This is a genomic window from Cryobacterium sp. TMT2-15-1 (assembly GCF_004402345.1).
GTDB classification, from domain to species: domain Bacteria; phylum Actinomycetota; class Actinomycetes; order Actinomycetales; family Microbacteriaceae; genus Cryobacterium; species Cryobacterium sandaracinum.
On the sequence record NZ_SOGD01000050.1, the window covers coordinates 83,715 to 98,427 of the forward strand.

General features: G+C 68.9%; 13 protein-coding genes and 1 riboswitch. Of the genes, 6 read left to right on the forward strand and 7 right to left on the reverse strand.

The genetic code is table 11. From position 1 onward, the window contains the following. Nucleotides 1-32: 32 nt before the first annotated feature. The 4 genes from E3O62_RS13530 to dhaK form a co-directional block, all read right to left on the reverse strand. Nucleotides 33-1,178, reverse strand: a complete 1,146-nt coding sequence (locus tag E3O62_RS13530; RefSeq protein ID WP_134398851.1) for a glycerol dehydrogenase — start codon at nucleotides 1,176-1,178, stop codon at nucleotides 33-35. Between the two features lie 338 nt (nucleotides 1,179-1,516). Beyond that, on the reverse strand, nucleotides 1,517-3,982 hold the full coding sequence (gene ptsP / locus E3O62_RS17185) for a phosphoenolpyruvate--protein phosphotransferase (RefSeq protein ID WP_134398852.1): 2,466 nt from the start codon (nucleotides 3,980-3,982) through the stop codon (nucleotides 1,517-1,519). A 3-nt stretch (nucleotides 3,983-3,985) separates the two neighbouring features. After that, nucleotides 3,986-4,630 carry a dihydroxyacetone kinase subunit DhaL gene (dhaL, locus tag E3O62_RS13540; RefSeq protein WP_134395278.1) on the reverse strand — a complete coding sequence of 215 codons (645 nt, stop codon included), beginning with the start codon at nucleotides 4,628-4,630 and terminating at the stop codon, nucleotides 3,986-3,988. A gap of 4 nt (nucleotides 4,631-4,634) precedes the next feature. Then, nucleotides 4,635-5,633: a dihydroxyacetone kinase subunit DhaK gene (gene dhaK, locus E3O62_RS13545; RefSeq protein WP_134398853.1), complete on the reverse strand. Its 999-nt coding sequence runs from the start codon at nucleotides 5,631-5,633 to the stop codon at nucleotides 4,635-4,637. 207 nt (nucleotides 5,634-5,840) lie between these two features. Here dhaK and E3O62_RS13550 point away from each other — a divergent pair, with 207 nt between their 5' ends. The 5 genes from E3O62_RS13550 to ribH all read left to right on the forward strand — a co-directional run bounded on the left by E3O62_RS13550 (nucleotide 5,841) and on the right by ribH (nucleotide 10,320). Beyond that, nucleotides 5,841-6,626, forward strand: coding sequence for an IclR family transcriptional regulator (locus E3O62_RS13550; protein ID WP_134395280.1), 786 nt, complete (start codon nucleotides 5,841-5,843; stop codon nucleotides 6,624-6,626). 81 nt (nucleotides 6,627-6,707) lie between these two features. Then, nucleotides 6,708-6,839, forward strand: a riboswitch (FMN riboswitch). A gap of 98 nt (nucleotides 6,840-6,937) precedes the next feature. Continuing rightward, entirely contained in the window at nucleotides 6,938-7,954 is a 1,017-nt protein-coding gene (gene ribD / locus E3O62_RS13555; protein ID WP_241973495.1) for a bifunctional diaminohydroxyphosphoribosylaminopyrimidine deaminase/5-amino-6-(5-phosphoribosylamino)uracil reductase RibD, read from the forward strand. A gap of 7 nt (nucleotides 7,955-7,961) precedes the next feature. Then, entirely contained in the window at nucleotides 7,962-8,594 is a 633-nt protein-coding gene (locus E3O62_RS13560; RefSeq protein WP_134395281.1) for a riboflavin synthase, read from the forward strand. Then, on the forward strand, nucleotides 8,591-9,853 hold the full coding sequence (gene ribB / locus E3O62_RS13565; protein ID WP_134395282.1) for a 3,4-dihydroxy-2-butanone-4-phosphate synthase: 1,263 nt from the start codon (nucleotides 8,591-8,593) through the stop codon (nucleotides 9,851-9,853). The genes E3O62_RS13560 and ribB overlap by 4 nt, the downstream gene beginning before the upstream one ends. Beyond that, nucleotides 9,850-10,320 carry a 6,7-dimethyl-8-ribityllumazine synthase gene (gene ribH / locus E3O62_RS13570; protein WP_134398854.1) on the forward strand — a complete coding sequence of 157 codons (471 nt, stop codon included), beginning with the start codon at nucleotides 9,850-9,852 and terminating at the stop codon, nucleotides 10,318-10,320. Before ribB ends, ribH begins: the two co-directional genes overlap by 4 nt. A gap of 178 nt (nucleotides 10,321-10,498) precedes the next feature. On the opposite strand, the gene E3O62_RS13575 is transcribed toward ribH, so the two are convergent. The 3 genes from E3O62_RS13575 to E3O62_RS13585 are packed head-to-tail and all read right to left on the reverse strand — an operon-like array spanning nucleotide 10,499 to nucleotide 13,079. Next, complete coding sequence (locus tag E3O62_RS13575) at nucleotides 10,499-11,323, reverse strand: ABC transporter permease (protein WP_134398855.1); 825 nt, start codon at nucleotides 11,321-11,323, stop codon at nucleotides 10,499-10,501. Next, complete coding sequence (locus E3O62_RS13580) at nucleotides 11,320-12,156, reverse strand: ABC transporter permease (protein WP_134398856.1); 837 nt, start codon at nucleotides 12,154-12,156, stop codon at nucleotides 11,320-11,322. Before E3O62_RS13580 ends, E3O62_RS13575 begins: the two co-directional genes overlap by 4 nt. Continuing rightward, nucleotides 12,153-13,079, reverse strand: a complete 927-nt coding sequence (locus tag E3O62_RS13585; protein ID WP_134395284.1) for an ABC transporter ATP-binding protein — start codon at nucleotides 13,077-13,079, stop codon at nucleotides 12,153-12,155. Before E3O62_RS13585 ends, E3O62_RS13580 begins: the two co-directional genes overlap by 4 nt. Before the next feature lie 157 nt (nucleotides 13,080-13,236). On the opposite strand from E3O62_RS13585, the gene E3O62_RS13590 reads away from it, so the two are divergent. Further along, nucleotides 13,237-14,713: ABC transporter ATP-binding protein (locus E3O62_RS13590; RefSeq protein ID WP_241973500.1), on the forward strand; the 1,477-nt coding region annotated here is incomplete at its 3' end.

A 14,713-nucleotide genomic window follows, 5' to 3' on the forward strand; every position in this document is an offset into this window, starting at 1 on the left:
ACGAAAGTTCGTGGCGCCGGCGGGCCGACAAGTCAGTGCTTCTGCACGTACTTGACGGGGGCAGGCAGGCCGCGTGCCACGCGAACGGAGCGCGAGAGCCGCTCGATCGACTTGAGGGCGTCGAGGACGTCGTCGGCAGTGACCACGAACGGCATGTTGTGGATCGTCTCACCCGGCAGGGTTGACGCCGCGGCGATGGCCCTCAGCTCCTTCTCGTCGTCCAGGCTGAGACCGATCTCGGTCAGCGTGGTGGGCAATCCGACGAGAGTGGTGAACTCGATGAAGTCTTCCACCTCGGCCCGTGGCGCGCCCTCAAGGACCAGCTGGGTCAGCGAGCCGATGTTCACCTTCTGACCGTGGGTGAGCCCGTGGGTCTGCGGGGCCGCGGTCAGGCCGTTGTGGATGGCGTGGGCGGCGGCCAGACCGCCCGACTCGAAACCGAGGCCGGACAGGAGCGTGTTCGCCTCCACCAGCTTCTCGAGGGCAGGAGTGACCAGGTTGTCACGCACGGCGTCGAGGGCGGGAAGAGCGTTCTCCCAGATGACGTCCCACGACAATTTGGCCAGCGCGGTGCCGGTCTGGGTCGGCAGCCCCCCGGCCATCGTGGTCGCATGGGCAGCCGCCGTGGCCCGGGCTTCGAGCCAGGTTGCCAGCGCATCGCCGACTCCGGCGATCAAGAACTCGACCGGCGCGTTGGCCACGATCTGGGTGTCGATGAGCACGAGGTCGGGATTGCGCGGGAAGAACCGGTACTCGACGAACTCGCCCTCATCCGTGTAGATCACCGAGAGTGCGGAGGTGGGAGCATCGGTCGACGCCACCGTGGGCACGCTGACCCAGCGAATACCGGCCAGGAAGCCGGCGGCCTTGGCGGAGTCGATCGTGCTTCCGCCACCCACGCCGATGATCACGTCGGCCGCGGTCGCGCGGATCTTCTCGACCAGCGCGTCGACCGCGGATGCGGTTGCGAAGCGGCCGAAGGCGACCCGTTCAACGCGGAGGCCGGCAGCAGCTAAGCTCGCCGAGACCTGCTGCCCTGCGAAACCCCACACGACGTCATCAGCGACGATCAGGGGGGCGGAGCCGATCTGGGATACGAATTCGCCGAGGCGATCGATCGCTCCCTTGCCTTGGACGTAACGTCCGGGGCTCATGACTGTGCGGATTGGAGTGGTCATCGTGGACCTTCTTCCTGGTCGAACTGCGTCTACATCTTTGTCGGACGGCGGCGGTGAACCGGTCTTCCGGGGCACAGATTTCACACTACATCCGCCGATTCGACCGATACCGGATGCTGTGCAGCGGGCGACCGTGCAACCGCACCCTCCGCGCGCTGCCCCGCACGTCCGCCCAACCCGAGGCCCCGGATTCGAGAGGAGATCTGGCGCAAGAACAGGCGTCTCGAGACCTATTTCTGAATGCTATTCAGGATTTGCGGGACATACATTGCTTTTTCTGAAGACACGCGGTGCACGTCTGTGCAAATCCGATGCTCGGGCGGACCCGGCACCGGCAGCTAGTCCGGCGCCGGGTCCAGCAGGAGCGCGGCGGCGGACCGGGCAGCACCGGCGCTGCCGGCGGCGACCGCGGCGATCGCGGCGTCCCGGCACTGGGTTACCGTCACGCCGCGCAGGAACTCCGCCACACCGCCCAGGGCGCGCGGGGACATCGACAGGCTGGTCGCCCCGAGTCCCACCAGGATGGCGGAGAGCATCGGATCGGCCGCGGCCTCACCGCAGACCCCGACCGGTTTGCCGGCCGCCAGACCGGCCTGGCAGGCCTCCCGGATCATCCTCAGGACCGCGGGCTGCCAGGGGTCGTTGAGCAGGGCGAGCTCCCCCATCAGCCGATCGGCCGCCATGGTGTACTGGGCGAGGTCGTTGGTCCCCAGACTTGCGAAGTCCACCCGTTCGAGGATGGGGCCCGCCGTGATGGCGGCAGCGGGAGTCTCGATCATCACGCCCACATTGTGCAGGCCGTGCGCGGCACAGCGGGCCGCGAAATCCACGGACTCGTCGACGGTCGCGATCATGGGGGCCATGACGCCGACGTCGGCGTTTTCCGCGGCGGCCGCCGCTGCGATGGCCTGCAGCTGGGTGTCCAGCAGTTCTGGCCGCTGCCACGCTGTGCGATACCCCCGGATGCCGAGGGCAGGGTTGACTTCGTCGGCCGCCGTGACGAAGGCCAGCGGCTTGTCGGCCCCGGCATCCAGCGTTCGAATCGTGACCTTCTTTCCGGGGAATCCGGCGAACACCTGCCGGTACGCGGCGACCTGTTCGTCGAGTCCCGGAGCCTCGGCGTGGTCGAGGAAGCAGAATTCGGTGCGGAAGAGGCCGACACCCTCGGCCTTCGCCTCGATCGCGGCGGCAACACTGTCCGGCGACGCCACGTTCGCGAGGAGCTGAACGCGGTGCCCGTCCCTGGTCTGTCCCGTGCCGTCGAAGGTGATCACCCGGCTGTGCTGTTCCTCGGCTCGCGCCACCTGGTCGTCGGAGGGGTTCACGACGATCTCACCGGTCGTGCCGTCAACGATCACCACGCTTCCCTCGGGCAGGTCCATCGCGTCACGAGCCGCCACGACGGCAGGCAGGCCGAGCGCCCGCGCGAGGATGGCCGTGTGGGAGGTGGGGCCGCCTTCGACGGTGACGATCGCCCGACACACCGTGGGGTCGATCAGGGCCGTGTCGGCGGGGGCCAGGTCCCGGGCCACGAGCACATACGGCTCCACACGATCCGGCAGCCCCGGTGCCGGTCGGCCGAGCAACTCGGACACGATGCGGTTGCGCACGTCATGCAGGTCCGGGATGCGTTCGGCGAGGAGCCCACCCTGCGCCGTGAAGGCCGCCGTGACCTCGCCCACGGCCGCCCAGACGGCACGCTCCGGAGTGTGGCCCTGCCCGGTCACGCGGGAAACGGCAGCGTCGATCAGCCCGGGATCCGCCGCCATCAGCGCCGTTGCTTCCAGGATGCCCCGCGCCGCGCCCGACACCCGGGCCGCCTTGTCCCGCAGTGCCCGGGCTACGGATGATGCGGCGGCCACGATCCGCTCCGCGGCCGCCTCCCGCGCGCTCACCGGGAGTGCGGCTGCCGGTCCCGGTTCATCCAGTGTCTCCGGCATGCGCACGATCGGACCGACGGCCAGGCCGGGGCTCACGCCCAGGGGCCCGCTCGACGGCGCTCCGCTGGATGGTGCCCCGCTGGATGGCTGAGCCTGCGGTTGGGACAGGGACAGCGCGGGCTCGGGCGCGCGAGCGGAGGCGGCCCCCAGCTCCCCGAAGCCCTTCCCCACGAGGTCGCTCACGGCCTCGAGCGCCTCCACGGCCTGCCGCCCGGCCGCGGCGACGGAGATCGTGTCGCCCTTCCGGGCGTCGACGGTCAGCAGGGCAGTCGGGCTGTTGGCCGGCACCGGGGGCCGCCCGGTGCGGAGGTTGGCGACCGTGACCGTGGCCTCGAAGGCGCTGAGGGCGGTGACGAGCATCGACACCGGTCTCGCGTGCAGGCCGTCGGGGTTCGGCAGCGTCACCTCGATCGCGTGTTCCGCCGCCGGGCCCGAGTCGGCCGGCAGATCGGCCGGGTCCTCGTCGCCCAGGTGACTCTGCTTGGCGCGGAGAGCACCTCGGGCCTCACGTTCCACTTCGTCCAGGGTGGCGCCACCCGCCGCGCGCACCACGGCCGCCATCAGGCCCTCCACGAACGGGCCGCTGCTGAGCCGGACGGGCAGGTCGGGGTCGTCCGAGAACTCGAGCGCCATTTCGGCGCTCATCACAGCCGATCCCAGATCCATCATCACGAGCACGCCTTCGGGAGAGGCAACCTCGGCGATGGCCTCGGCGACCTTGAACGCATCCGTTCCGATCACGCCCTCGCCGGCACCGGCTGCGATCGCGATGTCCGGGCCGTTGACCCCGACCATTTCCACTGCGAGGTCCACTGCCGCCTGCGCGAGACGGAGGCTGTGCGACACCACGACGATTCCGATCACGGTCTACTCCTCGCCGAGGATCTCGGCCAGAGCCTGGAAAAGCAGCGCCGTCGACGCGGCTCCCGGGTCGATGTGGCCGATGCTGCGTTCCCCCAGATAGCTGGCCCTGCCCTTGCGGGCGACCAGGGGTGCGGTGGCATCCCGCCCGGTTTGCGCGGCGGAGTAGGCGGCACGGGCCGCCGAGGAGATATCGGAGGAAATGACGAGTTCGGCATCGAACGCGTCGAGCGCGGGAGCGAGGACGTCGAACATGGTCTTGTCGCCGGCCTCGGCCTTGCCGCGGGCAACAACGCCGCCCAGCCCTGCACGGAGCGCGGCCGCCAGGCCGGGCGCGTCCAGGGTGCCGACCGGTCCTGCCGAGGTACCGATCCGCAGGAAGAAGGTGCCGTACAGGGGGCCGCTGGCGCCACCCACGGACGTCACCAGGGTCATCCCCACGCCTTTGAACAGTTCGTCGACGGCGCCGGCCGGTGAGGCCTGGATTTTCTCCAGTACCGCACCCATTCCACGGGTCATGTTCGAGCCGTGGTCCGCGTCGCCGATGGCCGAGTCCAGCTCGGTGAGGTAGGAGACCTGCTCGGTCACCAGGTTGCGAAAGCGGGTGAGCCAGCCGGTGAACTGGTCAAGGCTGATCGTGTCATTCGTCATGGTGCTAGATCCCCCACCGCAGTCCGGAGGTGTTCACCGGCGCGTCCCACAGCTGAAGCAGATCCTCGTCGGCCTTGAGGATCGTGACGGAGCAGCCCGCCATGTCCAGCGCGGTGATGTAATTGCCCACGAGTGAGCGGGCAACCGTGATGCCGGCGGCGCCCAGGATCTTCCTGACTTCGGCATACATGACATAGAGCTCGATCAACGGGGTTCCGCCCAACCCATTCACCATCACGATCGTCGGGGCGCCGGTGTAATCCAGGTCGGCGAGGATCGGCTCAACGAGCAGACGAGCGATCTCGGCGGCGCCGGCCAGCGGCACGCGGCGGCGTCCCGGCTCCCCGTGAATGCCCACGCCGATCTCCATTTCGCCCTCGGCGAGTTCGAAGGTCGGCTTCCCGGCCGCGGGAACCGTGCAGCTGCTCAGGGCCACGCCCATGGAACGGCCGGACTCATTGACCTGGCGGGCCACCGCGGCGACGGCCGCGAGGTCGCGGCCTTCCTCAGCCGCCGCACCCGCGATCTTCTCGAGCAGGACAGTGGTGCCGACGCCCCGGCGGCCGGCGGTGAAGGTGGAATCCTCGACCGCGACGTCGTCGTCGACGACCACGACGGCAACCTCGATCCCGGTCTCCGCCGCGGCCAGTTCCGCGCCCATTTCAAAGTTCATCACGTCGCCCGTGTAGTTCTTGACGATGTGAAGCACGCCCGCTCCACTGTCCACGACCTTCGTGGCCTCAAGCATCTGGTCGGGTGTCGGCGAGGTGAAGACCGCCCCGGCGCAGGCCGCGTCCAGCATTCCCACGCCGACGAAACCACCGTGGAGCGGCTCATGGCCGGTTCCTCCACCGGAGAGCAGCGCGACTTTGCCGGCTCTGGTCGGGTCTGCTCGGTAGATGATGCGGTTGACGTGGTCGACGCGAAGTTCCGGGTGTGCGGCCGCCACGCCGACGAGGGAATCGGCGAGAACCGTCTCCGGGGAATTGATCAGTTTCTTCATGGTGAGACCTCCAGGATTATCTTCATGTTTGCTCTCCGTTGAACTTTTCGAGCTGGATCCGCGAGCACCTTTCCTCGCGACTCAAAGAAATACAGAACGCAATTCGATAATGTCGAATATCCTCCGGAGAGATGGTCGATGTCAACACGGTGCAGGAAGACTTGTCGGGGACGCGGCATACTGAAGGGATCAACCGGAGAGGCAGCTGTGATTCAAGCCATCGATCGTGCGGCGAAAGTGCTGTCGTCGTTGCAGGGCGCACGCCACCTCGGCATCACCGAGCTCGCCACCGAACTCGGGCTGCCGGTCTCGACCGTGCACGGCATCGTCAAATCTCTGCAGGGCCACGGTCTTGTCGCGCAGGAGCCCGGCGGCAACCGGTACATGCTCGGCCCGGCCCTGCTCAAACTGTCGAATGTCTACCTCGACACGCTCGATGTGCGCGCGCGGGCCATGCGCTGGACCCTCGAACTCGCGCGCAGAACCGGACTGTCCACACGTCTGGGGGTGCAATTGTTCGACGAGGTCATCATCATTCACCACAATCAGCGGCCTGACGGCAGCCAGCAGATGCCCGAAACGGGCCTGTCCATCCCGGCCCACGCCTCGGCAATGGGCAAGGTTCTCCTCGCATACAGTCCGGAATACGCCTCCGGACTGCTGGGGAGGCCCCTGCGCAGTCTCACCGGCGCCACGATCATCGACCCGGCTCAGCTGGCCATCCAATTCGCGTCGATCGTGAGCAACGGCATCGCCACCGAAGAGGACGAGGCCGTGCTGGGCGAGTCGTCGATCGCGGCGCCCGTGGTCGACACCCGCGGCAATGTCATTGCCGCGGTCGCCATCGTCGTACCGTCGAGCGAGTGGCCTCCCGACTCCAGCGTGCTGAACGGACTGCGTGAGACGGCCCGGAACATCTCCCGGGAACTTGGCGCCAGCACCTGGCCGCCGCGGGCCCCCCAACCGGCCGTCGCCGCGCATCCGCAGTCGTGAGCACCACCCGCAGGCCGCACTCTCGAACGGGAATTTTTCTATGGCCGACGCGTTGAGATATAACTAGTAGTAGTTATATGAAACGTGCTCCGGGGTCGGTGTAAGTCCGAACCGGCGGTGAAAGTCCGCGACCCGTGCCGCTCCCAGAGCGGAACGGTTGAGCTGGTGAAATTCCAGCACCGACGGTTAAAGTCCGGATGAGAGGCGCACGAGTCGATGGACCATTCCGGTCGGTCGGCGGGTTTCGCAACCCACATGGTGTTCGCCGCACCGAAAACCCGGAGTTCGTTGCACCAACGGACAGGACGGGAATGACGGACCAAGCGACGCTCGAGGCCACCATGCGGCGTGCGCTCGCGTTGGCCGCGAATGGGCCCGCCACAGGCCCGAACCCCCGCGTCGGCTGTGTTCTCCTCGACGATTCCGGGCAAGTCCTGGCCGAAGGCTGGCATCACGGCGCCGGAACCCCCCACGCCGAGGTTGTCGCCCTGAGCCGACTCGCCGCCGGCGCGGCCCGCGGTGCCACCGCCGTCGTCACCCTCGAACCCTGCAACCACACCGGCCGCACCGGCCCCTGCTCGCTCGCCCTGATCGACGCCGGCGTCCGCCGGGTCGTCTACGGCGTCGCCGACCCCGGTGTCGACTCCTCGGGCGGGGCCGACCGGCTCCACGGCGCCGGAATCGACGTCACCGGCGGGCTGCTCGCCGGCGCGGGAGAGGCATTCCTCGCCGACTGGCTCGTCGCCGCCCGTCTTGGGCGCCCGTTCGTGACGCTCAAGTGGGCGTCGAGCCTCGACGGGCGCGCGGCGGCCGACGACGGGACCAGCCGCTGGATCACCGGACCGGAGGCCCGGCAGGACGTGCACCGGCGTCGCGCGGCAGCCGGCGCCATTCTCGTCGGCACCGGCACCGCGCTCGCCGACGACCCTGCCCTGACCGCCCGCGACGCCGCTGGAGAGCTTCTGCCCACGCAGCCGGTGCCGGTCGTGATCGGCACCCGCGGCATCCCCACCGACGCCGTTCTCCGCGCCCACCCGCATCCGCCCCTCTTCTTCGCCACCGACGATCTGCTGGCCGTGCTGCACGACCTGCACCGGCGCGGCATCCGTCACGCCTTCATCGAGGGTGGGCCCACTCTCGCCAGCGCGTTCGTCGCGGCCGGCCTGGTCGACGAGTACCTCGTGTACCTCGCGCCCACGCTGCTCGGCGGCGCCCGACTCGCCCTCGGCGACATCGGGGTGGCCGGCATCACCGACCAGCGCCGCCTGGCCATCGACCACTACGACCGACTCGGCGACGACCTCCTCGTCGTCGCCCGGCCGAGATAGGACACCCATGTTCACCGGAATCATCGAGGAACTCGGCCAGGTCGAGAAGGTGGAGCGATCCACGGATGCCGCCCGCCTCACCATCCGCGGCCCGCGAGTCGTGGCCGACGTCGGCCACGGCGACTCGATCGCGGTCAACGGCGTCTGCCTCACCGTGGTGGAGCGGACCGGCGACACCTTCACCGCCGATGTGATGGCCCAGACCCTCCTGATGTCCACCCTCGACGCCGCCCGCGCCGGCAGCCCGGTCAACCTCGAGCGCGCCGCCCTCGTCGGCGACCGCCTGGGCGGCCACATCGTGCAGGGTCATATCGACGGCACCAGCACCCTGCTGGCCGTCACCCCCGGTGAGGCCTGGCGGGTGCTGCGATTCAGCCTCTCCGCCGAACTCGCCCCGCTCGTGGTGGGCAAGGGCTCCATCGCCGTGGACGGCGTCTCGCTGACCGTCAGCAACATCAGCCCGGCGAGCGAACCGGACCAGTGGTTCGAAGTCTCGCTCATCCCCGAAACCCTCACCGTCACGACGCTGGGACAGCGCGCGATCGGCGATCACGTCAACATTGAAACCGACATCCTGGCCCGCCACGTCGAGCGCATGCTCGCCCTGGCGGACGCCGGATCGAAAAGGAGCCACTCATGAGCCTCGCCGACATTCCCACCGCACTGGCTGCCCTCCGGCTCGGGAAACCGGTCATCGTCGCCGACGACGAGGGCCGTGAGAACGAGGGCGACGTGATCATCTCCGCCCAGATGGCCACCCAGGAGTGGATCGCCTGGACGGTGCGGTACTCCTCCGGCTTCATCTGCGCGCCGATGACCAACGACCTCGCCGACAAGCTCGATCTGCCGGTGATGGTGCCGAACAATGAGGATCCCCGCGGCACGAATTACACGGTGTCGGTCGACGCGGCCGACCGGCTCAGCACCGGGATCAGCGCGGCCGACCGCGCGCACACCCTGCGCGTGCTTGCCGATCCGGCCTCCAGGCCGTCGAGCTTGCACCGGCCCGGCCACATCATGCCGCTGCGCGCGAGGGATGGCGGTGTGCGCGAGCGGGACGGCCACACGGAGGCGGCCGTCGACCTGATGAAACTGGCCGGCCTCGTGCCGGTCGCCGGGATCTGCGAGATCGTCGCCGAAGACGGCGAAATGATGCGCCTTCCCGGGCTTCTCGCCCTCGGCGAGCGCGAGGGCGTGCTGGTGATCACCATCAAGGACCTGATCGCCTACCTGCAGGAGTTCCACACCGACACCGCGCTGCCCACAGTCAGCCCGATCCTCGAATCGCCGCGGGTGGACTTCGAGGTGGAGACCACGGTGCCCACCCGGCACGGCTACTTCCAGGTGCGCGCCTACCGGGACCGGATGACCGGCGCCGACCACGTGGCCATCGTCTCCGGCACCCCCGCCGACGGCGCGATCGTGCGGGTGCACTCCGAGTGTCTCACCGGTGAGGCGTTCGGCTCTCTCAAATGCGAGTGCGGACCGCAGCTGGATGCCGCCCTGGAGACCATTCAGGAGCTCGGCGGCGTCGTGGTCTACCTGCGCGGCCAGGAGGGCCGCGGCATCGGGCTGATCAACAAGCTGCGCGCCTACAAGCTCCAGGAGGAGGGCCTGGACACCTTCGACGCCAACGTGGCGCTGGGCCTTCCCGCCGACTCCCGCGACTACGGCGCCGCCACGGCCATTCTGCACGACCTGGGCCTGTCCGGCGTGCGGCTGCTGACCAACAACCCGGAGAAGGTGCGCCAGCTCGAGGCGCACGGCATCACCGTGACCGAGCGAGTGCCGCTCGTCGTCGGCGTCGGCACGCACAATCAGGGCTACCTGGCCGTCAAGCGCGACCGGATGGGCCACCACATCGCAGAAGCAGACATGCTGAAAGGAATCGCACTATGAGCGGAGCAGGCTCCCCGGAGATCGAGATCGACGGAACCGGGCTGGACATCGTGATCGTCGCCGGACGCTGGCATGACGTGATCACCGACGGGCTGATCGCCGGTGCGACCCGGGTGCTCGAGGCATCCGGTGCCCGCTACTCGCTCGTGCGGGTTCCCGGCAGCTTCGAGCTGCCGGTGGCGTGCAAGGTGGCCCTCGACAACGGCGCCGACGCGGTCGTCGCGCTCGGCGTGATCATTCGTGGCGGCACCCCGCACTTCGAGTACGTGTCGTCGGCGGCAACGGATGGCCTCACCCGGGTGGCGCTGGACACCGGCAAACCGGTGGGTTTCGGCGTGCTCACCCTCGACGACGAGCAGCAGGGTCTGGACCGGGCGGGCCTGCCCGGCTCGAAGGAGGACAAGGGCGAGGAGGCGGCCGCGGCGGCCATCGCGACCGCTCAGCTGCTGCAGAAGCTGCGCGCGTAGACGTTCGAGTGATCCCATTCCGGCCGAGAGTGCCCGTTCCGCGGTCACTCTCGACCGGAACGGGCACTGCGCGGCGGCATCCGTGTACCTGCGCCGGCAGATGTTGCCGCATCGGACAACAGTTGCCGGCGTGCCGGCAACAGTTGCGTCGCGCGCGGGAGCTAGTCGCTCACGGGAGCTAGTCGAGGAACAGGGTGCGCAGTCGCCGGGTCGTGAAGACCAGTCCGAGCAGGATCATCACCAGGTAGTAGAGCACGTGCCAGAGCATCCCGGCGTCGACCTGACCGGCGGTCAGGCCGCGCACCAGCTCCACCCCGTGCCAGAGCGGGAGCGCCTGGATCACGTACTGGATCGGCTGCGGGTAGACGCTCAGCGGGTAGAACGTGGCCGAGAACAGGAACATCGGCAGCAGCAGGAACGTGATCCAGTCCATCTGCTGGAACGTCTTCATGAAGCTCGTCACGGCCATCCCCACGCTCGCGAAGCCGAACGCGATCAGGAGCACGGCCGGCAGGGCCAGCAGTGCCGACCAGGACAGGTTCAGCCCGAGCGCCTGCATCACGACCAGGAAGCCGGTGGCGTAGAGCGCCCCGCGGAGCAGCGCCAGCGAGATCTCGCCGAGCGCGATATCCAGCGGGCCGAGCGACGTGGACAGCATGCCCTCGTAGAGCTTGGCGAACTGCATCTTGAAGAACACGTTCCAGGTGGAGTCGTAGATGGCGCCGTTCATCGCGGCGACCGCGAGCAGGGCCGGCGCGATGAACGCCGCGTATGGCACCTCCTGGCCCGACTCGGTCGTGATCGTGCCGACCAGCGCGCCGAGGCCGAGGCCCATCGAGAGCAGGTAGAAGATCGGTTCAAAGAAGCCGCTGACCACGACGAGCCAGTTGGTGCTCCTCGTTGCCTGCCAGCCCCGGAACATGACGCTGCGGGCGTTGCCGGCGTAGAGCGCGCCGAGTGGGCGGGATGCCGGGGCATCCGTTTGCCGCTCGGTTCCGGTCATTTGTTCAGCCGCCTCGCCGTGATGCGCCGGGCTGCGACCCAGCCGGCAGCGAGCAGCACGGCCAGGTAGAGCACGTGCACCACGCTCAGCCAGAGCGGTTCGTTCGCGCCGTAGGCGAACACCCGGGCCAGTTCGGTGCCGTGCCAAAGCGGGGAGATCCAGCCGATCCACTGCAGCCAGATCGGCAGCACGCCGAGCGGGAAGAAGGTGCCGGAGAACAGCGTCATCGGCAGGATGACGAAGCGCATCACCATGGCCAGCTGGCCGGTGTCCTCGGTGAGGGTGGCCGTGTACGCCATCAGCAGGGCGCCGAAGCCGAGGCCGGTGAGCAGGGCGACGAACACGGTGACGAACCCGGCCGCTGCCGAAACCGCGCCGAACAGCAGCATGAACCCGTAGAAGATGCCGCAGGTGACGACCATGCGCACGGCCACCGCGATGACGATGCCGTTGATGATCTGGCCCGGCTGGATCGGGGCGGCATTCATCGCGAAGAACACCGGGTTCCATTTGAAGCCGAGCATGATCGGGTAGGTGAACTCGTCGCTCGCCACGGCAATCGCCGCGCTGCAGAGCAGGGCGGGGGCGACGAACGGCAGGTAGCTGACCCCGCCGACGGCATCCGTGCCCAGGTTGGCGTCGACGAGGGTGGCCAGGCCGACCCCCATCGCGTAGAGGTAGATGACCGGGTTGCCGATCGCGGTCACGACCACCGTCTGGGCGTAGGCGCGCAGCGACAGGAAGCGGTGCTCGGCGACGTACCAGGAGCCCCAGCGCCGGGTGCGCCGGGTGGAACGGATGGCCCGGTCGCCGACGGTCTCATCGACGGTCATTCGATCAGGGTCCGTCCGGTCAGGCGCAGGAACACGTCTTCCAGGCTGGAGCGCCGCACCAGGCTGGTGATCGGGGTGAGTCCGGCCTCCACGATGCGCACCAACTCGGACTCGCCATTCTCGCTGTAGATCAGGATGCGGTCGGGCAGCACCTCGATGCGGTCGCCCATGCCTTTGAGGCGCGCGGCCACGTCGGCGTTGAGATCGGAGCCGAACCGCACCTCGAGCACCTCCCGGGAGGAGTAGGTGCGGATCAGCTGAGCCGGGGCACCCTCGGCCATGATCACGCCCTTGTCAATCACGACCAGCCGGTCGCAGAGCTGCTCGGCCTCGTCCATGTAGTGGGTGGTGAGCAGCAGGGTCGTGCCCTGCTCCTTGAGCCGGAACAGGCGGTCCCAGAGGATGTGCCGGGCCTGCGGGTCGAGGCCCGTGGTCGGTTCGTCGAGCAGCAGGATGCTCGGGTCGTTGATCAGGGCCCGCGCGATCGTGAGGCGCCGCTTCATGCCCCCGGAAAGCGCGTCCACCTTCGACTTCGCCTTGTCCTCGAGCTGCGCGAACGCCAGCAGCTCGTCGGCGCGGCGGGCCACCTCGGCCCGCGGCAGGCCGAAGTAGCGGCCGTAGACGAGCAGGTTCTCGCGCACCCGCAGCTCGGTGTCGAGGTTGTCGGCCTGCGGCACCACGCCGAGCCTCGAGCGGATCTCCGGGCCGTACCGGTTCGGGTCGAGGCCCAGAATGCGGAGGTCGCCGCCGGTGCGGGTGGAGACGGCGCCCACCATGCGCATGGTGGTCGACTTGCCGGCCCCGTTCGGGCCGAGCAGCCCGAACGATTCGCCCGGTGCCACCTCGAACGAGATACCGTCGACGGCGGCGAAATTCTTGTACTTCTTGACAAGATTCTGGGCAACGATGACTGGCTCCGGCACAGTTCCTCACTGTAGACCGCCGGGCCAATCCACCGCAGGATGCGGTTAAGCTCATTTGGTGAGTACCCCCAGCAATCCCCGTTCCACCGCCCGCCCGACCACCACCACGGACTCCCGCACGGCCGGTCGCACGGCCGGTCGCGGTCGCCTCGGCCGGATGGGGCGCCGCGACGATGCCGGCGGCCCCCGCGCGACGTTCAGCCAGCTGGTCCCGTACCTGCTCGAGCACAAGAAGGTGCTCGGCTTCGTCGTCGTACTCAGCATCCTCGGCGCCCTCGCCAGCCTCGCCCAGCCGCTTCTGGTCAGCCAGGTCATCACTATCGTGCAGGAGGGTGACGCGCTCGGCGGCCTGGTGTGGGCGCTGGTCGCACTCGTCGTCGTCTCCGCCCTGATCAGCGGTTACCAGCACTATCTACTGCAGCGCACCGGTGAGGGCGTCGTGCTCTCCAGCCGCCGCAAACTGATCGGGCGGATGCTCCGCCTTCCGATCAGCGAATTCGACACCCGTCGCACCGGTGACCTGGTCTCCCGGGTGGGGTCGGACACCACGCTGCTGCGGGCCGTGCTCACCCAGGGTTTGGTCGAGGCGATCGGCGGGTCGCTCACGTTCGTCGGCGCGCTCATCGCCATGCTCGTGATCGATCCGGTGCTGCTCGGCCTGACGGTACTGGTGATCGCCGTGTCGGTGGTCACCGTCACACTGCTGTCGCAGCGCATCCGTGCCGCCAGCCTCGCCGCGCAGGCCAAGGTCGGCGACCTCGCCGCCAGTGTCGAACGCGCCATCAGCGCGGTGCGCACCGTGCGCGCCTCCAACGCCACCGACCGGGAGATCGCCGCCGTCGAGGAGGACGCCAAGGGCGCCTGGCGGATGGGCATCCAGGTCGCGAGGATCTCGGCCCTCGTCGTGCCGATCGCCGGCATCGCCATGCAGGTGTCGTTCCTGGTCGTGCTGGGCGTGGGCGGCTTCCGCGTGGCCAGCGGCACCATCACGATCGCGGACCTGATCGCGTTCATCCTGTTCCTGTTCCTGATGATCGTGCCGCTCGGCCAGGCGTTCGGCGCGATCACCTCCGTGAACTCCGCGCTTGGCGCCCTCGGCCGCATCCAGGAGATCATCGACCTGCCCACCGAGGACCAGTTCGACCGCGACATCGCGCCGCTGGCCATCACGGTCGGCGCCGCCAACGAGTCGGTGCGGCCGGATGCCCCGGCGATCTCGTTCGAGAACGTGCAGTTCGGCTACCTGGTCGCCCTGGCAGCGACGGATGCCGCGGGTGCGGGCGCGGAGGCAGGGTCGGAGGCAGGTGCTGCCGGTGTCGGCCGTGTTGCCGGCGTCGCAGCCGGTGCGGGCGCTATCGGCTCTGCTCCGGCCGCGCCGGCGGATGCCAGCGCTCTTTCCGGTGCCGGGCGTTCCGCTCACACGGCTTCCGACGCCGAGCTTGTCGCCGCCGAGAACGCGCTGATCGAGACCGCCGTCGCGGCTCCGTTCGTGCTCGAGACCGCCATCGTGGTTCCGGCCGTGATGGAGGCCGTGCTGGCCGAACCCGACCCCGTCGAGGCAGATCTCGCCGCCGCCGACCGCGCCGCCGCGGCTCGGTCCGAGGCCGCCGCCGGCCGGGCGACCGCGCACGCCG